Source organism: Psychrobacter sp. NC44, from assembly GCF_904846655.1.
Lineage (GTDB): Bacteria > Pseudomonadota > Gammaproteobacteria > Pseudomonadales > Moraxellaceae > Psychrobacter.
Genome location: NZ_CAJHBN010000009.1, coordinates 58,949 through 82,386, shown reverse-complemented (window position 1 = coordinate 82,386; position 23,438 = coordinate 58,949). Strand labels below are relative to the sequence as shown.

General features: G+C 43.5%; 19 protein-coding genes. 7 read left to right on the top strand and 12 right to left on the bottom strand.

Annotation, left to right across the window (positions count from 1 at the left end):
- Nucleotides 1-677 precede the first annotated feature (677 nt).
- Both JMX95_RS08465 and radC read right to left on the bottom strand, forming a co-directional pair.
- The gene (locus JMX95_RS08465; RefSeq protein WP_201560543.1) at nt 678-3,623 is read right to left on the bottom strand and encodes an acyl-CoA dehydrogenase; all 2,946 of its coding nucleotides are present in this window, start codon (nt 3,621-3,623) and stop codon (nt 678-680) included.
- 349 nt (nt 3,624-3,972) lie between these two features.
- Complete coding sequence (radC, locus tag JMX95_RS08460) at nt 3,973-4,656, bottom strand: RadC family protein (RefSeq protein ID WP_109591854.1); 684 nt, start codon at nt 4,654-4,656, stop codon at nt 3,973-3,975.
- Nucleotides 4,657-4,783: 127 nt separating this feature from the next.
- Between radC and coaBC the strand changes: the two genes are divergently transcribed.
- Nucleotides 4,784-6,211 (top strand): bifunctional phosphopantothenoylcysteine decarboxylase/phosphopantothenate--cysteine ligase CoaBC, encoded by a 1,428-nt coding sequence (gene coaBC, locus JMX95_RS08455; RefSeq protein ID WP_201560541.1) that lies wholly within the window; start codon nt 4,784-4,786, stop codon nt 6,209-6,211.
- A gap of 39 nt (nt 6,212-6,250) precedes the next feature.
- Nucleotides 6,251-7,033: a sulfite exporter TauE/SafE family protein gene (locus JMX95_RS08450; protein ID WP_201560539.1), complete on the top strand. Its 783-nt coding sequence runs from the start codon at nt 6,251-6,253 to the stop codon at nt 7,031-7,033.
- Nucleotides 7,034-7,081: 48 nt separating this feature from the next.
- Here the strand turns inward: JMX95_RS08450 and JMX95_RS08445 are convergent, their stop codons facing one another.
- From JMX95_RS08445 to JMX95_RS08435, 3 genes are all read right to left on the bottom strand, one after another.
- Complete coding sequence (locus JMX95_RS08445) at nt 7,082-7,999, bottom strand: histone deacetylase (RefSeq protein ID WP_201540125.1); 918 nt, start codon at nt 7,997-7,999, stop codon at nt 7,082-7,084.
- A 118-nt stretch (nt 8,000-8,117) separates the two neighbouring features.
- Nucleotides 8,118-8,927 (bottom strand): YbjN domain-containing protein, encoded by an 810-nt coding sequence (locus tag JMX95_RS08440; protein WP_201540124.1) that lies wholly within the window; start codon nt 8,925-8,927, stop codon nt 8,118-8,120.
- A 68-nt stretch (nt 8,928-8,995) separates the two neighbouring features.
- Complete coding sequence (locus tag JMX95_RS08435; RefSeq protein WP_227676009.1) at nt 8,996-10,030, bottom strand: hypothetical protein; 1,035 nt, start codon at nt 10,028-10,030, stop codon at nt 8,996-8,998.
- Nucleotides 10,031-10,163: 133 nt separating this feature from the next.
- Between JMX95_RS08435 and ccmA the strand changes: the two genes are divergently transcribed.
- The 5 genes from ccmA to ccmE all read left to right on the top strand — a co-directional run bounded on the left by ccmA (nt 10,164) and on the right by ccmE (nt 13,657).
- On the top strand, nt 10,164-10,793 hold the full coding sequence (ccmA, locus tag JMX95_RS08430) for a heme ABC exporter ATP-binding protein CcmA (protein ID WP_201560535.1): 630 nt from the start codon (nt 10,164-10,166) through the stop codon (nt 10,791-10,793).
- A gap of 139 nt (nt 10,794-10,932) precedes the next feature.
- Nucleotides 10,933-11,589 carry a heme exporter protein CcmB gene (locus JMX95_RS08425; protein ID WP_201560581.1) on the top strand — a complete coding sequence of 219 codons (657 nt, stop codon included), beginning with the start codon at nt 10,933-10,935 and terminating at the stop codon, nt 11,587-11,589.
- 241 nt (nt 11,590-11,830) lie between these two features.
- Nucleotides 11,831-12,619 carry a heme ABC transporter permease CcmC gene (ccmC, locus tag JMX95_RS08420; protein ID WP_060491821.1) on the top strand — a complete coding sequence of 263 codons (789 nt, stop codon included), beginning with the start codon at nt 11,831-11,833 and terminating at the stop codon, nt 12,617-12,619.
- Nucleotides 12,620-12,663: 44 nt separating this feature from the next.
- Nucleotides 12,664-12,885, top strand: coding sequence for a heme exporter protein CcmD (gene ccmD, locus JMX95_RS08415; protein ID WP_045444018.1), 222 nt, complete (start codon nt 12,664-12,666; stop codon nt 12,883-12,885).
- 271 nt (nt 12,886-13,156) lie between these two features.
- A complete protein-coding gene (ccmE, locus tag JMX95_RS08410; RefSeq protein ID WP_045453493.1) occupies nt 13,157-13,657 on the top strand; it encodes a cytochrome c maturation protein CcmE in 501 nt (166 codons plus the stop codon).
- Between the two features lie 278 nt (nt 13,658-13,935).
- On the opposite strand, the gene JMX95_RS08405 is transcribed toward ccmE, so the two are convergent.
- The 7 genes from JMX95_RS08405 to JMX95_RS08375 all read right to left on the bottom strand — a co-directional run bounded on the left by JMX95_RS08405 (nt 13,936) and on the right by JMX95_RS08375 (nt 22,900).
- The gene (locus JMX95_RS08405; RefSeq protein ID WP_201560533.1) at nt 13,936-14,784 is read right to left on the bottom strand and encodes an aldo/keto reductase; all 849 of its coding nucleotides are present in this window, start codon (nt 14,782-14,784) and stop codon (nt 13,936-13,938) included.
- Nucleotides 14,785-15,100: 316 nt separating this feature from the next.
- Nucleotides 15,101-16,060: a MetQ/NlpA family ABC transporter substrate-binding protein gene (locus tag JMX95_RS08400; RefSeq protein WP_201560531.1), complete on the bottom strand. Its 960-nt coding sequence runs from the start codon at nt 16,058-16,060 to the stop codon at nt 15,101-15,103.
- A 218-nt stretch (nt 16,061-16,278) separates the two neighbouring features.
- On the bottom strand, nt 16,279-16,965 hold the full coding sequence (locus JMX95_RS08395; protein WP_060491817.1) for a methionine ABC transporter permease: 687 nt from the start codon (nt 16,963-16,965) through the stop codon (nt 16,279-16,281).
- A gap of 19 nt (nt 16,966-16,984) precedes the next feature.
- Entirely contained in the window at nt 16,985-17,755 is a 771-nt protein-coding gene (locus JMX95_RS08390) for a methionine ABC transporter ATP-binding protein (protein WP_055124775.1), read from the bottom strand.
- A 543-nt stretch (nt 17,756-18,298) separates the two neighbouring features.
- Nucleotides 18,299-20,485, bottom strand: coding sequence for a sensor histidine kinase (locus tag JMX95_RS08385; RefSeq protein WP_201560529.1), 2,187 nt, complete (start codon nt 20,483-20,485; stop codon nt 18,299-18,301).
- Nucleotides 20,486-20,587: 102 nt separating this feature from the next.
- Entirely contained in the window at nt 20,588-21,310 is a 723-nt protein-coding gene (locus JMX95_RS08380; protein ID WP_045444030.1) for a response regulator transcription factor, read from the bottom strand.
- 297 nt (nt 21,311-21,607) lie between these two features.
- Nucleotides 21,608-22,900, bottom strand: coding sequence for an efflux RND transporter periplasmic adaptor subunit (locus tag JMX95_RS08375; protein ID WP_227676008.1), 1,293 nt, complete (start codon nt 22,898-22,900; stop codon nt 21,608-21,610).
- Nucleotides 22,901-23,438: the final 538 nt, after the last annotated feature.

Here is a 23,438-nt window from a genome sequence, read left to right as displayed (position 1 = left end):
GAATTTTTCGCGAGTAAAGTAGGTAAATGACAAGGCATATTGACCAATATTAGCGCGTGTTGAACATTCAAAAATAGATACTGCTGATCGCTAAAACTGTTCCAGATAAGGCGTAGAACAACGGTAATGTTCATGCCTTAATTAGTTTTATAACACATTTCCTATATGGAGCTGGAAGAATTTAGTATTATTTCCAATATTAATAGAGAGAGACAGGGCTGTTTTTTACCATTTCATTGTTAAAAGTAGACGCTTAGAATGACTAAGCTGACTATTTTTAATGTTGAGCTGCCTAAAAAACAGTCTTTGTCAATTGCCATGGTTGAATCATCAAACACGCCTTAATGGTTAAAAATGGCGATTCATAACTAAAAAAAGACTGCTCAAATTGGGCAGTCTTTTCTAAGTGAATGATCAGAATGTATCGTGCAAGGCTTCTATAGTCATTCCACTATAAAAGTATTACTGCGTTAACCTCGCTTGAAGTATTAAATATACATCTACACTCGGTTGCCTTGTACTACTTTTAAATTGAAACGACTATAGCAGCCTTAACACCTATTGTTTTTTAAATATTTTAAGCCTGATTCTTTTGTGTCTTGTTATTTCAAAGCTTGTTATTTCAAAGCCTATTGTTTCAAAGCTTGTCATTTTAAGAATTATCAAAGCTTTTTATTCTAAACTTTGTCACTTTCATCACGGCGTAGACCATCCTGCCATTTAGGATCAGTAGCGGCAGGTTTGTCTATATTATTTTTCACATTTTCTGCATCTTCAGATATTTCAGAACGCTCTAGGTCGTCAGCATTATGTTGATTCAGACGATGGTTGTTACTCATGCGTTCACTTAAGTGTGACTCTGCATCACGGTGGCGATGATCTAGTGCTTCCACCTCAGGCTCAGACTCATCAAAGTCGGTCTGTGCACGTACCTCCTCAATGGTATCTTGCTCTTTGACCATTTCTACATCACCGTCACTCTCATAACCATGATTGGGATTGGCATCGCCAGTTGGTTTGTCTGTACTGACGGGCGTACCCAAATCATTAGAGTCGACATCATTTTCAGCTGTGATGTTTGTCGCAATACCATTTCTGGCTTGCGCGTCATTTTTTAATTGTGCATAGTCCGTCAGTTGCTGTACGGCATTATCAAGGCTGTGTGGATTGGTGCGCTCCTGAGCATGCAATAAATGTTTATCGAACACGTCAGTCAATAATGAGTCAAAGCGTATGGCGTTGTACTGAATAAGCACTTCAGCTTCTTCTTCGGTAATATCGCCGTTTTGGCTGGCATATACCACATGATCCTCAAAAGTAAGCCCTTCAAAACTGTCCTTGTGTTCAGCCTTTTTAAACCTCTGCCATAATGGCTCGATGCTAAGTAACGTTTGATAAGCGTGTTCCATACGTCCAGTGACATCATCGGCTTCAGTATTATAATAGACCATGGTTTTAAGATAATCACGGAACGGATTGGCTTCAAAGTCATCCATAAAAGCATCGCCCAGCTTGCGTTTGAGCTCATCGCTTGGCGGCGTAAAGATAGAGCCGCTGGGGAAAGTCACAAAACTGACCAAACTGGCCGCCATACGATTAGGGAAGTTTGCAAAAAAGGCTTCAAAAGCTTCTTGAATGGTATATAAGCTATTTTGTAAGGCAACCTCAGCATGCAAGCGTTCGGAAGCTGATTTAGTACCATGCTCATAAAACTGCAAAATAGCAGTGCTAATGAATAAATGGCTATGAATATCAGCTAAGCGTCCAGACAGCATCTCTTTACGTTTTAAGTCACCAGCGAGCAACCCTAATGCCATGTCAGCCGTTAAGGCAAAGCTTGCGCTCAGGCGGTTGATGTGTTTGTAGTAGGGACGAGTAAAGCTGTCCGCAAAGCTTGGTGCATGATTACTGCCACCGACATAACCTGCGACAAATGCCTTTGCGCCGCGATTAAAGGTATAACCCAAATGTTTAAAAAACAGTGTGTCGAACTGTTTGAGTGCGCTTTCTTTATTTTCGCTTTGCAGCAATTGCAGCTCATCAAATAGATAAGGATGGCAACGCATCGCGCCTTGACCAAATATCATGAGTGAGCGCGTCAAGATATTTGCGCCTTCAACCGTGATAGATACTGGAATTGCCTGATAAGGTGTGGCCAAAAAGTTACGTGGACCCATCTGTACCGCGCGACCACCAACCACATCCATACCGTCATTGACCACACTGCGCATGGTTTCAGTCGCATAGTATTTTGCCATTGCCGTCATAACCGAGGGTGTGCCGCCTTGATTTAGGCCACAAGTAACCAGATGACGGAACGCCTCTAACATATAAGTGTTGCTGGCCATACGGCTGGTCGCGTCCTGCACCCCTTCAAATTTACCCACAGAGATTTTAAACTGTTCGCGTACTTTGGCAAAAGCACCGACAGACAGATACGTCATTTCACTGGCTGAGGTTGATAAAGCTGGTAAAGAGATGCCGCGACCAACGCCCAAGCACTCCATCAGCATACGCCAACCGCGACCCGCATTTTCGACGCCGCCAATGATGTAATCTAGTGGAATAAAGACGTCTTTACCATCGACTGTACCATTCATAAATGGCGAGCCAATTGGATTATGGCGTGGTCCTATGATGACACCTTCATGGCTGGCAGGCACAAGCGCACAAGTGATACCGTAATCGGTCTTATCAGGATTGCCAAGCAAACCTTCAGGATCGTGCATCTTGAATGCTAACCCCACGACCGTGGCGATAGGTGCGAGGGTAATCCAGCGCTTAGAAAAGTTCATACGCAAACCGAGCACTTGCTCGCCCTCATGCGCACCATAACAAACCACTCCTGTATCTGGAATCGCACCAGCATCGGAGCCCGCTTCAGGACCAGTGAGACCAAAGCAAGGTACCTCGTCGCCTTTGGCAAGACCGGGTAGCCAGCGCTGTTTTTGTTCGTCCGTACCATAATGCATCAACAGCTCACCAGGGCCGAGCGAGTTTGGCACCATACAGGTAACCGCAGCGGTCGGCGAGCGCGAAGCGATTTTACTCATGATACGGCTTTGTGCATAAGAGCTAAAATCTAAACCGCCAAACTCTTTTGGAATGATTAAGCCTAAAAATCCATTGGCTTTGATAAATTGCCACGCTTCAGGCGACAGCTCTTTGTCTTCATGCTGAATTTTCCATTCATCAAGCATGGCGCATAGTACTTCTACTTCATTATCAATAAAGCTTTGCTCTTCTGCCGACAGCTCTGGATAGGGATATTGAGCAAAAGTGTCCCAGTCGGGATTGCCCATAAACAGCTCTTTTTCCCACCAGCTGGTACCCGCATCGAGTGCTTCGCGCTCGGTATCGCTCATGCTCGGCATTGCCCCGCCCAAAGTCTTGTAAACAGGTCTGGTAATCAGTGACTGACGAATAGGGGCGACGAGCAAAACGATGCAAAGTAAAGCAATTGGTATCCCCAAAATGAGCGACCAAGGACTGATAAAGGCAGTGACAAGGACGGTAACTAGGGCAACGATACTGCCTGTGACTCGTGATAGGGACAATAAAAAGATGGCCAAAACCATGGCTAATTGAATAATGATTGCCAAAATAAATAAGCCAATTGCCATGACTGTCTCCTTTTATAACGCTAAACCAAAAGCGCGAAAAATGTGTGTGTATTAAAGTATTTGAATAAATCTTGTTGTTATTTTTGCTGATGTTTAAGGGTCTGGTGAACAAATTAAACCAATGAGCCGTTATGGATTTTGTAGCATATTTTATAATCAATTTTAATTTTTTGAGCATTTTACAAAAGTGGCTTTGATAACTGTCTAACCAGTGACAGACAAATAAAAGACAAATTTAGCCATCAATATGAAACAGTTGCCGATAACTATCAATAGCTAAAATGCTACGCTGTGTCGATTATATGTATCAAGATTTTCTCATATAGGCAAAAACAACAGTCGTAATTAATTATCCAAAAGGCGCTAAGCCGCTTTCGGCATAAGATAATGTCTCATTGCGTCCAACAATGATGTGGTCTACCAAGGATAAATCGATTAAATCGCAGGCTTTTTTTAGCTCGTAAGTTAATAAGTTGTCTGCCGTTGAAGGGGTCGCGTCGGTATGCGGATGATTGTGTGCGACAATGAGTTGGCTGGCGGCGTGACTCAAGGCATGACGCAGAACGTGTTTGATACAGACGGAGCAAGAGGAGATGCCGCCAGTAAACAGTATCTCAAAATTAATGAGATTTAACGCATTGTCTAAGCAAAGTACCGCAAAGACTTCGCGATGCTCCCCGCGCAGCTGAGTGCTGATATAGTCTTTGACCATTTGCGAGCGCCCAAGTGCGTGACCAGTTTTGAGCTGACTGTCCAAATAACGCGTGCCCATCTCAAGTGAGGCCAATATCTGCGCGTATTTGGCAGGACCAATACCATGACAAGCAAGAACCATCTGTTGCGGCGCTGCCAATAATTCTGCCAAGCTACCAAATTGCTCGATCAAATGACGCGCCAGCTCGATAGCTGACTGTGACTGCGTACCTGTGCGCAGAAATATCGCTAATATCTCGGCATCAGATAAATGCGCTGCCCCAAATTTTAGTAGTTTTTCACGTGGTCTATCATCTTCATGCCAGTCTTTAATCGCCATTGTCACTCCTTGAGAATGGATTGCTGCCAGATATATTGAGTAAATACGGAAATTCTTACCCAACTTATCTCATAATTGTTACTATAAGCGCAATTTTATCTTTCAACTTTTTATTGATGCCATGCTTATGTCCAATATTGTGCTTGCTATCACTGGCGGTATCGCCGCTTATAAATCTGCTATCTTTGCCCGCCTATTAATCAAGTCAGGCTTTGAGGTGCGTGTCATTATGACCACAGGGGCACAAGCTTTTATTACGCCACTGACCCTGCAAGCTTTGACTGGGAATGAGGTGCATATCTCATTACTCGATGAAAAAGCAGAAGCGGGGATGGGGCATATCGAATTGGCGAAATGGGCAGATTTAATCATCATTGCCCCAGCCTCTGCCAATACGCTGGCGCGTCTCGCGATGGGCATGGCTGATGATTTATTGACAACCGTATGCCTTGCAACGGCGGCACCAGTCATCATTGCGCCAGCCATGAATCAGCAGATGTGGGCGCATCCTGCGGTCAATCTCAATGTCCAAACCCTGCGCGATATGAATTATCAGATTATTGCGCCTGCTAGTGGCGAGCAAGCCTGCGGTGATGTGGGAGCAGGGCGTTTGCCTGAACCTGAGCAGCTATTGGCAGAAGTATTATTATTCAATGCCATGCAAACCACGCCGCAATTATTGGCAGGTAAACGAGTGGTAATTACTGCAGGACCGACGGTAGAAGCTATCGATCCGGTGCGTTACTTGTCCAATCACTCTACTGGCAAGATGGGATTTGCATTAGCACGTGCGTGCGTGGCTGCTGGTGCAGACGTTATTTTGATTGCGGGCGGCAAAGTGGCACTGCCGACACCGCTGAATGTCACGCGCATTGATGTGTTGTCGGCTAAAGAGATGCTGATAGCAGCCAAGCAGTGCGTGGATGGTACGCACAGTGCGCTACAGTATGTGCCTGAAGATGAGCACGACCATCCTCACGATCACGATCACGAAAACAATCATAGCCATCAACATGAACATCATGGCGAGTGTGATTGTGGCGATGATCATAGCCACAGTCATAACCACAGCCATGAAATTGATGATAAGCAGCATCATGCTCATAGCGAGAATCAAAATGTAATGGCGGATATCTTTATTGCCACTGCGGCTGTCGCTGATTATCGTACTGAAGAAGCTGCCCCGCAAAAAATTAAAAAAACCCAAGATGCTATGACGCTGAGTTTGGTCAAAAACCCTGATATTTTAGCGACGATTTCGCTTGCGCATCCAGCGCTGTTTGTCGTCGGTTTTGCGGCAGAAACGCAAGATATCGAGCGCTATGCTCGTGGCAAACTGGTGTCTAAAGATTTAGATTTGATCGCTTGTAATGATGTTTCCCGAGCAGACATTGGTTTTGCCAGCGATGACAATGCCATGCAGGTATTTTTCTCAGAGCGTTATGAGCACGATAGCGTCACACTTGAGAAGGCGAGCAAAGATAAGATTGCCGAGCAGTTGGCTGGCATCATTGGCGAGACAATATGGCAACGCCACAATGGTCACAATGCCTAGTTATGTCACTATTAATCCAGATATTAGGTCTTAATGTTTATGGCTAATATGATGGATAGTGATAGCACCCAGACGTTGCTCTTGATGGTAATCTTTGCGCTGGCATCGTTGCTACACGGTATTAGTGGGCTGGGTGTGACGTTGGTGACGACCACTGCGCTTGCTAGTATCTATCCGTTACCACATGCTATTGTATTGGTCATTTTTCCGTCATTATTGCTTAATGCGATGACTTGGCTCGCGGGTGGCGACCGTACGATCTGGCAAAATTTCATCTATTACGGCAGGCGCTATTGGTTACTGGCGTTGACCAGCTTAGTTGGTAGTATTCTAGGCGCGAAGCTCTTACTATGGGTCGATAGCGCCTATATTTTATTACTATTGGCAGCCGTTATTGGTTTTTATGTCATAAGCAGCTTGCTTGGTAAGCAACTCCGTCTACCTGCTACCAAGCCTGTGTTAATCATCGTTGGCTTTAGTGCAGGGGTGATTGGCGGCTCGACCAATGCCATGTCGACCATATTGATGATGTATCTACTGTCTGCCAGCGATGATAAAAACACTATCGCCAAAGTCGGTAACATGTGCTATTTTTTGGGTAAAATTGCCCAAATTATCGTATTACGTGAGCCTATTATGGCGCTCAGCAGTGGTGAATGGCAGCTGATTACTCTGCTTAGTGTACTATCGATTGCTGCGCTTTTAGTTGGCATCCGCTTGCGTCGCTATTTGCCTCAAGCGCGCTTTCGTCAGCTTATTTTATTGATACTTACCGTGCTTGGTATTCGTGTCGGCTGGCAGGGAGTTATGGCATTTTTGTAAGATAGCTCGCGAGGCAGCTGGCTGTTTAGATGCTATTTTATGCGCGCGTTATTTTGTTATTTCATCAAAAAATATCTGTTGCGTCAAACGAAAGGTATTACAGTGCGCCTCAACCACATCGTCGATATCTTCTGAATAGCCACCACCCATCACGATAGCGATAGGAATTTTAGCGGCTTTTGCTTGGCGTAATACATATTCATCACGCGCTTTACAACCCTCTATCGTCAGCCCTAACTTTCCTAATTTATCAGTTGCCAGTACATCGACAGCGGATTGATAAAAGATCATATCTGGCGCAACGTCGCTAATCAAACGTGGTAATGTCGCCTCTAGTAACTGCAAATACTCCGCATCGCCAGTATCATTGTCTAGTTCAATATCCAAATCTGATACTTGCTTTCGAAATGGATAGTTCTTTGCGCCATGCATGCTAAACACAAAAACGCGTGGCTCATCCATCATAATACTGGCATTGCCATTGCCTTGATGGACGTCTAAATCGATCACCAAAATCTTTTGCGCTTGTCCGCGATTTAATAATAAATTACTCGCGATACAAACATCATTAAACACGCAAAACCCTTCGCCATGATCAGCAAACGCATGATGCGTGCCACCTGCGACATTCATCGCCGCGCCATATTGCTGCGCATATAATGCACATTCATAAGTGGCATGAGCAATATAACGCCCACGTTCTACCAGCTCTGGTGTCATTTCAAAGCCAATGGCTCGCGCTTCCTTTCGTGGTAGCGTTTGGGTTTTCAGCTGATACCAGTAGTCCGCAGTATGCGTGGTCAAAATTTCATCTTCGCTCAAACATGCAGGGGCAAAAAAGTTGTCGGTACTGATAGTGCCTTCAGCCAATAGCCGCTCAGGAATCATGGTGTATTTTTGCATGGGAAAGCGGTGTTTTTCAGGCACGGAATATCGAAAAATATCAGAGTAAGCAATTTTTAGCATAGTGTTAGAGGATGTCTTTTTTGAAAAGTATATTAAGGGTAAATAGATTTAAGCGCTTTAACAATAAGGTGCTGATGAGACATTGTAAAAGCTACAGATAGCTATGGTAGTCTGTTCATTACTGCACAAATTGCGTTGGCAAAAAAAAGGTTCTAGAATCTGATTGTTGACGTAGCTCGGTTAGTAATGTCGGTAAGTCTTCCGCAGGGTTTTGATTATCGATCAAATCACTAAATATCTCATTCGCGACCGTGGTCATCGCGATGACACTTTGTAATAAATGCTCGATAGCATCATTACCGATGCCTACCGCTTCGACATCGATAGCGTGTTTGTAGCGTATTTCGCCATCATTGACATCCATTTCTAGATTGCCGATTAACAAGTCATAATTTATTTGAGTAATCAGTAGCATCGCCGCGCTTTGATGACTCTCTGGTATTAAAAATGGCAAAATTCCATAGACTGCTAGCAGCTTGTTGTTTTCTTGCACGCGAAACAAATAGCCGCAATCGAGACTTTTATTGCGCATTCTAAGCGATAAGTGATGCGATTGCTGACGGTCATTGTTTTTGTTGCCACTGCTTTTGGGTCGATAGTGAGTATAGTGCCACTGCTTATCATTAAAGTACTGTTTCAGAAAATCGATAATGGGCGTGTCGCTAGCTTCGTGTTGACTGGCACTCGAGTTAAAGGCGTCAGTTTCTGAATATTCGCTTGTGTTTTTGACATCAGATTCAGAATCGATTTTGGTATCATCATGAGCGTCACTAGTATCCTCATCATCTTTATCACTACTATATGTATCACTACTATATATGTCATGAGGCTCTGTTTGTATCATATCAATTTCATCAGCCTGCGCTACTGAACCAGTCAGTAACTGTTTGAGTTTTTGCCACAAGCTGAGTGTATTACGTTGACTCATAAGTATGGTGCTGTCAAATAAATGAATGAGATGGGAAACTGAGACAAATACATCAAGACAGTAAACGACTAGGTATTAAATGCTAAGCCTTTTTTAATATTTGGTTGCTCATAAAACGCTTGTAACATTTCACGAGTATGTGCCGTCAACCACTCGCTTTCAATGGCATCGTGCACCACAGGTAATAGCGCTGTACTTAATTGAGTCATGGCTTGCTCATCAATATGAAGACTCGAAACTACCGTCGCAATAGTATCTGACTGATGATTACCATACCAAGTATCGATGCTCGCTGCCACAAGGCTGTGTAAGTAAGGTGACTGGCGCAGGCGGTTATAGCTTTGCTGAATGCTGGCTTCGATATGATCGATACTGCTGTTTTCAGGTTCATCACGCAGATAAGTCTGTAGATGACTGACAGGCTGGTCTTTGATTCGCGCCCAACCAGTGATTAATAATCGCGCGACTTCGTCATTTGATAAATGCTCTTGCGCATTGGCTTCTGCGCGGCGTGCTAAATCTTTAATATTACGATGCAAATACGCCTGCAGTTTTTCATCAAGATTTCTATTGGTCGCTTTTTCAAAAGAGCTGCGCCCAAATTTCATCAGTTTACCAGCAGCGCCGGCTTTATCCAGCGTGGTTTCCATAAAGTCATTAATGGCATGATATAGCGTTTGGGTTAGCAAATCGGCAAAAGTCTCGTTGCCGACCAATGTATGAATCAAGATATTGCGTTGTTGATCGTGGCTACCGACATAGTTGGCAAGGGTTTCAACTTGAGTGTCATCCACCAGCTCAGACAACGGCACATTGTCATTGACTGGATGATAAATAATCGTATGCAGGATATCGCGAATATCTTTACGTATCACATCAGTCATCGGTTTATTGAGTAGCCAGTCATTAATCAGCTGTTGCAAATTATCGGCGCTGACATATTTATTTAATGGCTGTGCAGCAAACCATTGCCATGCCTGCATAGACAGCGGTTCAGCTTGCATGCGTAGCCATTGCTGCATAAAGGCAACTTGTGCCTCGATTAAGCCATCTATGGTTAGCGCTGGCATATCTAAATTTTGGTTATCTTTTGAAGTCTGCATAGGTTTTGAGGTCATAATAATCGACAATTTGTTATACTGTGTGGGTGGGGTAAGCATAAAGTATTATGCCATGAACGTCATCTGTGTTTGTGATGAATATTGACTGCCGCTTAATAAATAATGAGAGGTTTTGATGACAGCTCTGAATACCGCCTTACTTGCGCTTGATGAGCTGACCGTTCAGCGCGGCGAAACCCCTCTATGTGAAGGGGTAGTACTCAATCTGGCAGCTGGTAGCATTTGCCATTTAATTGGTGCCAATGGTACTGGTAAGACCACTTTACTGATGCAGCTGGCTGGGTTATTGCCAGTGTTAAGCGGTGAGGTTTATTATCAAGGAGCAGCGAATTTACCTATTCAGCCTTTGTACGTGTCGCACCAGTTGGGTATACATCCAAATCTAACGGTCGCGCAAAACCTGACCTTTCTGCTAAATTTATATGGGATTAGCCCAAGCGTTACTGATATTGATGATGCCCTCACTTGGGTAGGATTACAAGGCTTTGAGACGATTAGCTCAAGCCATTTATCTGCTGGGCAAACCCGCCGCATTACCCTTGCAAGGTTATATTTATTGACCCCTGAGGTGACACCATTATGGCTACTTGATGAGCCTTTTACTGCCCTTGATGTCGATATGGTAGCGCGAATGGAAGACAGATTGCGCGATTTTGCCCATGAAGGCGGCGCTATATTAATGACCAGTCATCAGGCCGTTGGTGTTGCCAATCAAGTGCTCGATTTGTCCGATTATATGGTTTGAATACTAGTTTGCATACTCTCAGTATAAGTGTTCCAAGCATCCGTAGAAGAGCAAATAAATGATAGAAATAGACGGTTCAGTACAAACAGTGAATAAAAGCTCAAATACTGACTTAGCTGCGGTGCGCGGTATCAGCTTTATGCAGTTATGGCGGCGCGAGTGGCAAGTCAAACAGCAAGGCGCCGTGCAGTGGCTTTATCCGCTAGTGCTGTTTTTGGTCATTATCACCTTATTTCCGCTAGCAGTGGGTAGCGAGCCTGCGCTATTGCAACGCCTTGGCGTGTCGGCGGTGTGGATTGCCGCTCTGTTGTCACTAGTCATGGGTGTCGATGGTTTGTTTAAGCCTGCCCTTGATAATGGCACGCTGGCGCAATTGGTCGTTGCCAAAGCGTCATTGCCCTTATGGGTGTTGATCCGTTTGGTTATCCATTGGATTTTTAGTAGTGGTATTGTGGCAGCGCTTAGTTTACTTGCCGTGCCTTTGTTTCAGCTTAGTTGGTTTGAGGCGTGGATATTGATGGCTTCTATTGTGACGGGCAGTCCGATGCTCTTGATGCTGTCAGCGGTCGCGAGTAGTTTGACGCTGTCATTAAAGAATGGTGCGGTGCTAGTGCCTTTAATTGCCTTACCGATGCAGTTACCAGTGTTGATTTTTGCCACAGGAGCGGTTGATTTATTTGCCACTGGTCTCAATGGCTTACCGATACTGGCTTTATTATTAGCAGGTAGTATTATCTCGGTTTTGGTGATGCCATGGGTGATTGCCATGACGTTAAAAATAGCGTGGCTGAATTAAAAACGACATAAGTTGTGTACAACTCTCTGTATTGAGAGTTTGTAATAAAAAACGCTATAAAAAACCTTTGTATTAACAGCATGTTGAAAACTGGCAATTTTGCTATAATAGTCAGTTAACTAAGCAAACAATCACTTGTAGATTTTATCCAGTGTTTAACGCCGGCAGGTTAACAGGTAGTCGCGCCCATGATGCGCTATATCGGTTACAACCAATACGCTGTGCCAATAGGTTTATTTCCATGCCCAACTTGAATAACGTCTCATCTCCTAGCTTGTGGCAGCGCATCTGGCAAGGCTTTTTGACCACTGTGGGTACCAAGCAGTTTTTTCGCATTTTTTCGCCTTGGGTCAAGTGGTTAGCCATATTAGCCAGTATTTGCCTGTTGATCGGTAGTGTCTGGGGTCTCGCTTTTGCGCCACCTGATTATCTGCAGGGCAACAGTTACCGCATTATCTTTATTCACGTACCCGCTGCCAGTATCGCCATTTCCATCTATTTTGCCTTAGCAGTGCTCGGGGTCATTTTTTTGGTTTGGAAAATAAAAACGGCTAGCTTAGTGGCACAGGCGCTTGCTCCGCTAGGATTCTTGCTCTGTGTGATTAGCTTAATCACGGGCTCTATTTGGGCGAAACCCACTTGGGGTACTTACTGGGTTTGGGATGCACGTTTGACCTCTATGCTCATCTTGGCGTTTCTGTATGCGGGCGTGATGGCGTTATTTGCCGCGTTTGAGCATACTGCCAATCGTGGTAAAGCCGCCGCCATTTTGTCTATTGTTGGCGCAGTAAATCTACCCATTATCAAGTACTCGGTACAGTGGTGGAACACCTTGCATCAAGGCTCGACCTTTACTTTGACCGCCGCGCCTAAGATGTCAGCAGATATGTGGATGCCCTTATTACTGATGATTATTGGTAGTTATTTATTAGTGGCAACATTAGCGATTTATCGTACCAATACCCTTATCTTGTATCGTGATCAAGGCAAAGCGTGGGTCAAAGAATACATTCGCGGGCAAGCTAAATGATGGTCATGACTGTCGCCAAAAAAAATCACGGCTAGGAAAATATTATGCAGCCTTACTTTTATAGCGTATCTGAGTTTCTTGCCATGGGTAAGCATGGTGTTTTTGTTTGGTCGTGCTGGGCAATTACCGTTGGCATGATGCTGGCGTTTGTTATTTATAGTCGGAGACAACGACAGGCTTTAATCAAGCAGTTGACCATTCAGCAAGCGCGGCAAGCACAGCGTACTGCTAAAACAACCATGCCTGTCACCAAGCAGCCTAATTAACTAGTAGGTTCGTCCTATCTAACGTTAGCCGTTAATTTTTAGCCACTCAATCTGTAACTTAGCACTTGATAAAGAGGTGACTGCCACAGAGGTTATAGGGCTTATTGATTTGTCCGAAAAATGCTACCATATAGCCATTAGAAGAGTACGATTAGAAAGACATTTTTAGAACGTTTTTCTAATGGTAGTTTCTTCAAATTTTTCTGTTTTATATATTTGTATGGCATTGACTATAGTTTATAAAACAGTGACTCATCAATGAGGTAGTGGTATGAACGCAGTTCGTCGCAAAAAACTGATGTGGGTTATGTTTACGCTTGCAGGAGCGGCGATAGCCGTGGTATTGGTTCTTTATGCCATTGGGCAACAGACCGATTACTACTTTGATGCTACCGCGATTGCACAAGGTGAAGCACCACAAGATAAGCGTATTCGAGCAGGCGGTATGGTCGTTGCGGGTAGTGTCCAGCGCGCAGAAGACAATCCACTAAACGTTGAGTTTGCCATTACGGACTTTCAATCGACAGTACCAGTGACTTATCAAGGTATTTTGCCAGATTTATTTGCTGAAAACTCAGGCGTCGTCGCGACAGGTAAGATGCAGGGTGATACTTTTGTCGCTGGAGAAGTATTGGCGAAGCATGATGAAAACTACATGCCGCCAGAAGTGGCCAAATCGATGAAAGAAAACAATCGTAGCGGTGTAGTGCCTCCTTCTGAGCAATATAATCCTGCTGAAAAGGTACATGAGACGGATACTCTACAGCAGTAATTATATAGTCCATACCATAGTAAAAGAGCCGCTAATATATTATTAGCGGCTCTTTTTTTACATGAATTTTAGTACTAGGACGTGCCCTCAGTTCAACCGATTAACCTCTAAATGGGCTAAAAACGGCTAAATTTTGCCAAACATCGTCAAATAGCTTATCAATATCTCGAATATTATTTGCGCTACTTTCCTTGTTTGACGGCAATTTATCTCATTTTTATCACCATTTTTAAAATGAGGACACGACCTAATAAGTTTTGATAGTTTCTTACAAGAACTTAGTCGTCCCATTCAGGTGAGTAATCTGGATGCTCGATTTTACGACCATCACTACTGGCAAGTTTGCCAATTTGCTCTAACTCATCGGTACTCAATTGCACTTTCATTGCGTCTAAGTTGCCTTGTAAATGATCAGGGTTAGCAGTCTTTGGAATGGCAACGCGATGCTTGTCTGACAGAATCCAAGCCAATGATATCTGTGCTGGCGTGACATTATGTTTGTCAGCGATTTCTTTAATAATCTCATTATCGAATACATCACCGCGTGCAAGTGGTGAATAAGCTTCGAGTAGAATGTGGTGATTGTTCAAAAAAGTCTGCAAGGTTTTTTGCTTGATGAAAGGATGAAACTCAACCTGATTGACCACAATCGGCACATCAGCATATTTCTCAGCTTCAATGATATTGGCAATATTAAAGTTAGAAACCCCGATATGGCGTGTCAAACCTTGTTTCTGTAGCTCGCACAAGGCAGGAATGGTTTCGGATAAAGGAACACGGTCATCCGGCCAGTGCAATAGTAGCAAATCAACATAATCAGTATCTAAGTCTGCTAAAGAGCGTTTGGCGGCGGCAATCAATTTCTCAGGCTCAAACTTCATATCATCAGGAAAAATCTTTGTGGTCAAAAAGAACTTATCACGAGATACTCCTGATTGTTTGATACCTTGCCCCACTTCTTTTTCATTACCATAAGCTTGAGCGGTATCAATGTGCTCGTAACCCATTTTCAACGCTTGACTGACGACATCAACACAATCTTGACCGGTCGATTGCCATGTACCAAGCCCTAGTACAGGAATATTTGCTTGTCCAGCGGTACGAATATTATAAGTTTTAGCACGCATCTTATGATCCTTGTTATTTATGTATTTATTGATAGAGCATCGAATCATCAATATTCTGATCACCCTCTCTATTTGACCTACACACTATAGAAAAAATTGGCGGCAAGTAAAAGGGCACGTGACGCTTTCCTACAAAGGACAAACAGGCTGTAACGTCATTTTTAGTAACTGATAGACAGCAGCGCGCGGTTAAAAAATAAAAATCGTAAAATCGAGCCCATAAAAAACGCCCATCACTATCTAGCAATGGGCGTTTACAAGCGGGACGAAGACGATATTTAAGTGTTTTGGATTTAAGTGCTTTTGGTTTAAGAGCTTATTGAGTAGCAGCTTCTACAGGTGCAGGTTTTGTTGCGGTATCCGTGTGCGCACTGTGATCAGAGCCCCAGATTTTTGGGTACTTATAACCAGGGAAAGTTTCATGAGCATACTTTTTAAAGGCTTCTGAGTTATATGCATTGGTCACATCTTCGACCCATTTTTTGCCAGCATCTGCTGATTTAATGGCTGACCAGTTGACATAAGCAAAGCTAGGCTCTTGAAATAGCGCTTCAGTCAGCTTGATACCAGCATCCGTGGCATAGTTGCCATTGATGACGGCAAAGTCGACTTCATCACGAGCACGTGGCAATTGAGCGGCTTCTAACTCAATGATTTCAATGTCGTATTTGCTGTTATCAGCGATGTCAGTTTTTGATGCCGTTAGCGGATCAATATTGTCTTTTAGCGTGATCCAGCCAAGATCATCCATCATTACCAGCGCACGAGCAAAGTTACTTGGATCATTTGGTGCAGAGACTCTCATGCCTTTATAGACATCATCAAGCGTGGTCTTTTTACCTGAGTAAATGCCAAGTGGGGCAGTAGGTACTTGGAAAACTTCTACCAGATCAAGATTGTTTTCTTTTTTGAAGGTATCAAGATAAGGCTTATGCTGGAAGATGTTGATGTCCAAATCACCTTCAGCCAAGGCAAGGTTTGGGCGTACATAGTCAGTAAAAGCAATCAGCTCAACTTCGTAACCTTGCGCTTCCAGTGAGCTTTTCACTTGGTTGCGCACCATATCGGCGAAGTCACCTTCGGTGGTACCGATGACGATTTTGGTATGCTCAGGATCGATATCGCTAGCGGCAGTTTCTGCTGTTGAGCCTTCCGTAACAGGCTCTTTAGTCGCTTCCGGTGCTGATGAGTTGTTGCAACCAACCAAGACTAGGCTTGATACGCCAACGGCAGCAAATGCAGTCGCTAACTGACGGCTGATATCTGTTAATTTCATGGAACTTCCTTAATAAGAGGGATGGGATGGAGGGCAAACGCTGGCCATTAAAAAAGCAACATTAGGGATAGTAATGCTGCTAAGTTAACGACTGTTAAGTTAGTATCAAAATTAAAGGGTCTCAGTAACAAAGTCAAGCATTTTGCTTAGGATGAATCGGCATTAAACCCTGAGTATTATTCATATTAGCGTTAACTGACTTTGTCTAAGTCTTTTTTCTATCGTTTATCCAACCGGTTAGCCAACCAATTACCCGATGCTTGAATGGAGACGACCATTATTGATAGGACAATAACGATAAAAATCATCACCTCCGTTTGATAACGATAGTAGCCATAACGAATGGCTAAATCCCCCAGACCACCGCCGCCAATCATACCTGCCGCTGCTGAATAAGAGAGCAGGCTGATACAGAGAATCGTCACGGACAATACCAGTCCTGAGCGTGCTTCATTGAGTAAGACTTTAATAATGGTCAAAGGACGTGCGCCCATAGACTCGGTCGCCTCAATGATACCGCGTGGCACTTCACGTAAGTTTTGCTCGACCAAACGGGCAAAATAAAACGAACCTGCAATGGCGAGTACCAATGAGGCCGCAATCGGTCCAATACCCGTGCCAACGATAGCCTTAGTAAATGGGCTCATGGCAATCATCAAAATGACAAATGGGAAAGCGCGCATAAAGTTGGTGATACCACCAAGCAGACCATACAATGTTTTGTTTTGCAAAAACTGTCGATCACTGGATAAAAACAAAAATACGCCAAACAACCCACCTATGACAATGGCCACCGTCGTTGAGATGCCAAGCATAATAAATGTATCAATAAACGCGTTCACAATCTCTTTGCGCAGGGCAAACAGCTTGTCTATCGAGGCGGACAATTCACTACCAGTTAACATATTTATTTCTCCTGCCTCATTAGTCTTCGTGCACTAAGCCTTTGCCAATCGGGGTGGTCGCCTGAATCAGACCGTCTCTCACATCTGCAACTTCCAAGAGTTGACCTTGATGCAGTAATGCGGCGCGATCACACAGCCTACGGATGACACTCATCTCATGAGTCACAATCACAATGGTGACGCCAAGTTGTTCGTTGATATCACGTAGACAAGTCAACAAGCTGCGGGTCGTCGCAGGATCAAGCGCACTGGTTGGTTCATCAGCCAATAATACTTTAGGACTGGGGGCAATCGCTCGGGCAATACCGACACGCTGTTTTTGTCCGCCTGACAGCTGCGCAGGGTAGTGACCAGCGCGGTCTGTGAGATCAACAATCTCTAGGCAATCCATCACTCGTTTATGAATGTCGCGGCTCGGATATCCTGAAACAGTTAAATTAAAGGCCACGTTGTCAAAAACAGTACGATTCGACATCAGATTAAATTGCTGAAAAATCATACCAATATTATGCCGAGCGATACGCAATTCACTGGCAGACAAAGTGGTCAAGTCAGTGCCATCGACGATGACTTGACCAGCATCTGGACGCTCAAGCATATTGATTAGGCGTAGCAGAGTAGACTTACCTGCACCCGAGTATCCCATTAGGCCAAAGATTTCGCCTTGCTGGACAGATAACGAGGTCGGTTCAACGGCAGTAAACCAATGTGGTTTGCCATCTTTGTCTTTGATTGATCGGTCGCTTAAAAAACTCTTGGTCACATTGTTTAAGACAATCATGTCATTCATGGAGGGCTCAAAATTCAATAATTTTTTTAATAGTCACAAACGCGCTGTCGGGCCTCTTTAACAATGTAAGAAGCCAATTAAGAAACAACCGTTAATAACCCTATAATAAGGGGCGCTAATATAGCATATTATCGAGCACTTTGGATATGAACATCCGTGACAGGCTTATGATTAATAGCTATTAGTAAGAGGGGGGTTGTAGAATGTGAGTCGCGACGATCGAGTAAAATGAAGTGTCTGTTCATAGCACATTATATAGTCATTCCACCATAAAAATATTACTGCGTTAACCTCGCTTGAAGTATTAAATATACATCTATACTCGGTTGCCTTGTACTACTTTTAAATTGAATCGACTATAGTATCGCTGACTAGGTCGTGTCCTTATTTTAAAAATGGTGATAAAAATGAGATAAATTGCCGTCAAACAGGGAAAGTAGCGCAAATAATATCGAGATATTGATACGCTATTTGACGATGTCTGGCAAAATTTAGCCATTTTTAGCCCATTTAAAGGTTAATAGATTGGACTGAAGGCACGTCTTAGTCATGCTGGTGATAATGTGGGTCGTGCTTGACTGGTATGACAACTAAAAACCTGGTATGTCCATTCAACGTATCAGTAATGATGCGCCCTTGATGTGCGGTAACGATTTGTGATACTAGTGATAAGCCTAGTCCAGAGCCTTTATTTTTTTGTTGCAACCGCACAAATGGGCTAAATACTTCTTCACGTTTGTCTTCTGGAATACCCGTGCCTTCATCAATCACTGCCAATACTGCATATTTCGGTAATGGGCGTACAGGATCGGTCTTGGCTTTTTTTAGATGTTTGGCAAATAAGCCTTCTTTGCGCGGTGTACTGAGTACTTCTGTAGGATTTTGAGTGTTATTTTGAGCATCACCCTTGTCGCGCGTAGTGCCACCTTTATTTATTACGGCACCTTTGGATTTAGGAACTGTATCATTCAAGGCAGTACTCTTAGCGTCATTGATAACTGCAGACGACTCTTCAGTGTCAGGAACTGCTTTCCAAACCATCTTTTTAATTTTGTCAGTCAAATCATTGGTAAAGTTATGATAATTAGCAATCAATGAGGATGCACTGGTGCTTCCAACGGTATCGTTACTGTTGACTGAGTTTGTTGAAGTGCTTGAGTCAGTTTGAACACTATTCGCATCAGTAGACTCTGTTAAGGTTGCACAGGTTTCAATAGAGTCAATGTCTCCGTTGATATTATTAATATCAGCCTTATCGATTTTGGTCTCTATATTTACATCGGCATCAGCATCGGCATCGGAATTGAGGTCATGCTCAACCGCAATATTTTCTCCGTTTCTATATATCGGTGGTGCTGGCAACAGGATAATAGCATCTGTTGCTTCGGGTTTAACTTTACCAGTAATATGAGAAGAATCGTTTGAATGTGTATGACTATGCGCAATATGATTGTGCGTATCGTCTTCATTAACCTCGATTGGTTGGTGATAAGAGTCAAAATCAGAGCTATTATAATCGGCAAAGCTACTGTAGAGTATCGTTTGTAGCAGATAATCAGGTATGGTATCTGCTTCATCAATAGTTTGCACGCCATACAATAGTACCGTCACGGGCGGCTTGCCGTGTAACATGGCATTGGTTAACAAGTTGCGAATCAAATGGGTCAACATCGATGATTGACCATCGATCACAATATGTTCACCAATGAGCGTCGCTTCAGGATAATGTTGCCGTTCTTGATTCACCAGATCGTATAAATCTAAACTTTCAACTTGCTGCAAGGCATGACCGGCGTCTAAACGACTCACCAATAAGATACTCTCTACCAAATCATTGAGTCCTGACAAATCGCGGTTAATCGCTTGCGCACGTTTATCAAACTTTGCTTTGGTATCAGATGGTAGCGCCCCTGCGAGCATATCCATCATCTCAATCTGTAAGCGGATACGAGTAATGGGGGTACGTAGCTCATGAGAAGCATGTGCTAAGAGCAGGTTATTGGCATCGATAAGGTGTTCGATTTTTTGTGCTGCTTGGTTAAATCCACGCGCTAGTGAGGCGATCTCATCGTTACCACGAGCATTCACTCGTACGGTAAAATCACCATCACCCAGTTGCGCCATCTGCTGGCTCATCTGATTGATGCGCCAAGTGATGGTACGAGCAATCCACCATAGGACACCTGCCATAATCAGTAACAGTAGTAGTGTGCCAGTAAATAAATTCAGCGCAGAGGAGAGTACTGGTTTTTTAGGCGGTAAGCGTGATTCATACAAAAGCGTATAGCCGGTGCTGCTATAAACCTGAGCTTGCTTGGTAGGGGAGGTGTCTGCGAGAGAGGGAAAAACGCGTGAAAATAAAGAGGGCGGTGCGGGCAACTCCAACGGCAAATCGCTGTTATCCGTTTGCATTAGCAATCGACCTTCGCTGTCATACAAGCCCATCTTTGCCTGCAATGACTCATCAAAGATATCAAAGCTCTTTTTGACCACTGCTAGCATAAAGCGCGCTTGCAAGCGATTGTCCTCGCTAACAGAGATATTCAGCTCATGCAAGAAGGGGTCTATTTGTCCTAAAATCTGGGTGGCTAATACTTCTGATCGAATACTTGCATCTTTATCGTGTACAAGTTGCGTCAACAGCACCATCGCCACTGCAAATAAAATAAGTGCCAGCATGACACTGGCAAATAATTTGGCAAATACCGAACGAAATCCCAACTGCTGCATTAAACCATCTCTACTATCAGCCGTTTATATCGACTCATACTTCTAATTTGCATAAACAAATCAAAAGTATGGTTTTTATCGATTAATTTGCCACTTTTGCGATCAAACCTGATCAGTGGCAAATTGATAACCAACACCGCGTACCGTAATAATACGTTTTGGCTGGCGTGGGTTGTCTTCAATTAAAGCACGCAGGCGCGAGATATGAACATCAATGGCGCGATCGATATTATCTGAGCTGTCATCATTGGGCATGGCTTGCCACAGTTGCTCGCGATTCAATACTTTACCAGAATGGGTGGCAAAGTAATGCAATAATTGAAACTGATGCGTCGTTAAACGGACAGGCTCGTCATCGATGGTCACTTCATGGCTGTCAGGAAAGACACTCAAACGACCAAAGGTCAAGCTGTCAGACTGGCTATCTGCTTGATTGGGCTGCTCATGGCGGCGAATAACAGCTCGGATTCGAGCGAGAAGCTCACGTGGCTCAAAAGGCTTAGATATATAATCGTCAGCACCCATCTCAAGACCTAGCACGCGATCGGTGGTATCGCCTTTCGCTGTCAACATGATAATGGGCACTTTATTGGTCATGTTGTTTTTATTGCCGCGAATTTTTTGACAAACTTGCATACCGTCCATGTCAGGCAGCATTAAGTCAAGCACGACCAAATCAATGTCACGCTCTTTGGCATCCAATAAATCAAGCCCTTCTTGACCAAGCCCTGCATGATGGACGTCATAATAATTCATGGTCAGGTAATCGCTGATTAACTCAGCTAGATCAGGATCATCTTCGATTAATAAAATCTGCTTGCTCATGGGTTATCCTCTAGTTGTTGTTATGGTTGGCCAAACGTTTCATCTGTTTTGATATTTTGTATCACGATAAATACATCGATGATTTTAGGATCTCAAACAGTTAAACGATTAAGCCTCTAGGTTCTCAAACTTTCTAAGATTTCTCAAACTTTCAAGATATTGAGTCATTTAATACCAATGATTCAGAATACTCGGTTAATGCTATATATCATACGGCCATATTGCCTAATTACGCAGTTACAAAACAAGAGAGGCTTTGTTAATGTTTCTACACAATGTAACTGTCGGCATGCATAGCTATGAGACATTGACTTTTTTACCTTTAGCATCAGCCGGTAAATCAGCCAAACAAATCAAACTATCGTTGCTAATACCTGCAATTAAATACTGCTTTGTGATAGGGTCATATTCGACTACTTCAATAGGCTGGCGTGTCAGGCGCTGATCCTGTCCAATAATCCACACGTTAGCAGTTAACGGTGACAGAGGCTTATATGGTGACGTTTGCAATTCTGTCAAGTCAACATCGTGCAACGCGCGCTTAGGTACGATAGTGCCCACATCTATTTGACCATAATTAACCCGCCCCGTGACTTTCATATCTGGCAACAACTTGTCTCGACTTGCTTCATTGTCAATGACGTTAACATAGACCAACAGCTTTTTCGGCTGGCTGGTCGCGGTCAGTTTACTGACTTGTCCTGTGAACTGTTCTGACATACCTTCAGCTGTAAAATTGACAGTCTGACCAACTGAAAGTTGCGGTTCTGCTTGAATAGGTAGGGTCGCGATAAAGTGTAATTTAGTTTCATCGCTAAGCTGTAATAAAGGCGTGCGCGCCTCTAGTCTTTGACCTGCTTTGACATATAAGTTTTTTACACGACCAGAAAAACTGGCACGCACAGTGACCAAGTTATACTGACTCTGCTGCGGTTTTGAGCTCGCCGTGCTATTGGCGCTGGTTTGGTCATTGTTTTTAAGATTGCCGACTGCGTTTTTAGGAGCGCCCACTGTGGCGTTTGCTGCTGCCTCTTCTTTGTTAGCAATTGGGTCGTTTTTAGTGGTTGTTGCGCTATTTTCTGCTGTAGGCTGATTTGGTTTTGAGCTAGCGTCTGTTTTTTGTGAGTGTGTTTGCTTTACATCAACCGCATCGTTCGTCATCTCAGAATCTGGGGCAACGCTGTTCGATGCCGAAGATTTTTCCTTGGCTGGGTTGGATGCATCTGCTGTTTTGCTTTCTGATTGCACGCGTCGAACAATAAGCAGCGGCATATCTTTTTCTACCCATTGACCCTCAGTAACCAGTATTTCTTCGACGTTAATGGGGTATGCAGCGACAAGCTTAGTCTGTTTGATAGGTTCGATCTTACCTTGTAAACCAAGACTGGGCTGATAACGTGAAGGTTTTATGCTCAATATATGATCTGGCGTCATGGTCACACTATCGTCGGTAATGACAATAGGGGTATCTACAGTCTCACTATTTTCTGCAGTCACAGGCTCATTGGTAGGCGGTGATGGCTGACAGGCAGCAAGAAGAAAAGCACTCAGTAGATAGGTGCTATTTTTTAAAAATTTAGAAGCCGTCATAGCAGTCACCATAGTAGTCATCGTTTTATTATATAGTGAATTGCCACTGGGTGAAATAAGTGCGGAAAACTTAATAAACCACTGACATTAAGGCTACTAAATCCAGTCATTAGCTAAGGTAGGAGGGATGGTAAGTCTGAACATATTTTTATATTACTGACCAGTTCGGATATTGGCTCACTCATAACTGGAAATTAGTCGATAACTGTGCTAAAACAAACATAACAAAATACAATGATACATTTTTATCACAAAAGAAAATTATTCAGCAATGTGCCAAGCGTTTCTATATAATGCAGAAATATCATAAGGTTGATGGTTCTTCTGCTTCGGGCTTACCTCTTTTATCGTCATGGTCATGGTCATCAGTAATAAAAGGTACTTTACCTTGTTTGAAGCCAAATACGGTTGCAGTGGACGATAATAAAAGCAAAATAAGTTGTCTAAAAAGCCATAGATTTGGCGCAATTTAGTAAGCTTATTAATTAGAAAGTGCGTATAGTAGCCCATGTTGACGCTCTGTTTGACAGGCAGATAC

What these genes read in the sequence shown, in the direction of transcription:
- JMX95_RS08465 (WP_201560543.1), bottom strand. Translation starts at nt 3,623, where the DNA reads ATGGCAATTGGCTTATTTATTTTGGCAATCATTATTCAATTAGCCATG.
- radC (WP_109591854.1), bottom strand. Translation starts at nt 4,656, where the DNA reads ATGGCGATTAAAGACTGGCATGAAGATGATAGACCACGTGAAAAACTA.
- coaBC (WP_201560541.1), top strand. Translation starts at nt 4,784, where the DNA reads ATGTCCAATATTGTGCTTGCTATCACTGGCGGTATCGCCGCTTATAAA.
- JMX95_RS08450 (WP_201560539.1), top strand. Translation starts at nt 6,251, where the DNA reads ATGGCTAATATGATGGATAGTGATAGCACCCAGACGTTGCTCTTGATG.
- JMX95_RS08445 (WP_201540125.1), bottom strand. Translation starts at nt 7,999, where the DNA reads ATGCTAAAAATTGCTTACTCTGATATTTTTCGATATTCCGTGCCTGAA.
- JMX95_RS08440 (WP_201540124.1), bottom strand. Translation starts at nt 8,927, where the DNA reads ATGAGTCAACGTAATACACTCAGCTTGTGGCAAAAACTCAAACAGTTA.
- JMX95_RS08435 (WP_227676009.1), bottom strand. Translation starts at nt 10,030, where the DNA reads ATGCAGACTTCAAAAGATAACCAAAATTTAGATATGCCAGCGCTAACC.
- ccmA (WP_201560535.1), top strand. Translation starts at nt 10,164, where the DNA reads ATGACAGCTCTGAATACCGCCTTACTTGCGCTTGATGAGCTGACCGTT.
- JMX95_RS08425 (WP_201560581.1), top strand. Translation starts at nt 10,933, where the DNA reads ATGCAGTTATGGCGGCGCGAGTGGCAAGTCAAACAGCAAGGCGCCGTG.
- ccmC (WP_060491821.1), top strand. Translation starts at nt 11,831, where the DNA reads ATGCCCAACTTGAATAACGTCTCATCTCCTAGCTTGTGGCAGCGCATC.
- ccmD (WP_045444018.1), top strand. Translation starts at nt 12,664, where the DNA reads ATGCAGCCTTACTTTTATAGCGTATCTGAGTTTCTTGCCATGGGTAAG.
- ccmE (WP_045453493.1), top strand. Translation starts at nt 13,157, where the DNA reads ATGAACGCAGTTCGTCGCAAAAAACTGATGTGGGTTATGTTTACGCTT.
- JMX95_RS08405 (WP_201560533.1), bottom strand. Translation starts at nt 14,784, where the DNA reads ATGCGTGCTAAAACTTATAATATTCGTACCGCTGGACAAGCAAATATT.
- JMX95_RS08400 (WP_201560531.1), bottom strand. Translation starts at nt 16,060, where the DNA reads ATGAAATTAACAGATATCAGCCGTCAGTTAGCGACTGCATTTGCTGCC.
- JMX95_RS08395 (WP_060491817.1), bottom strand. Translation starts at nt 16,965, where the DNA reads ATGTTAACTGGTAGTGAATTGTCCGCCTCGATAGACAAGCTGTTTGCC.
- JMX95_RS08390 (WP_055124775.1), bottom strand. Translation starts at nt 17,755, where the DNA reads ATGAATGACATGATTGTCTTAAACAATGTGACCAAGAGTTTTTTAAGC.
- JMX95_RS08385 (WP_201560529.1), bottom strand. Translation starts at nt 20,485, where the DNA reads ATGCAGCAGTTGGGATTTCGTTCGGTATTTGCCAAATTATTTGCCAGT.
- JMX95_RS08380 (WP_045444030.1), bottom strand. Translation starts at nt 21,310, where the DNA reads ATGAGCAAGCAGATTTTATTAATCGAAGATGATCCTGATCTAGCTGAG.
- JMX95_RS08375 (WP_227676008.1), bottom strand. Translation starts at nt 22,900, where the DNA reads ATGACGGCTTCTAAATTTTTAAAAAATAGCACCTATCTACTGAGTGCT.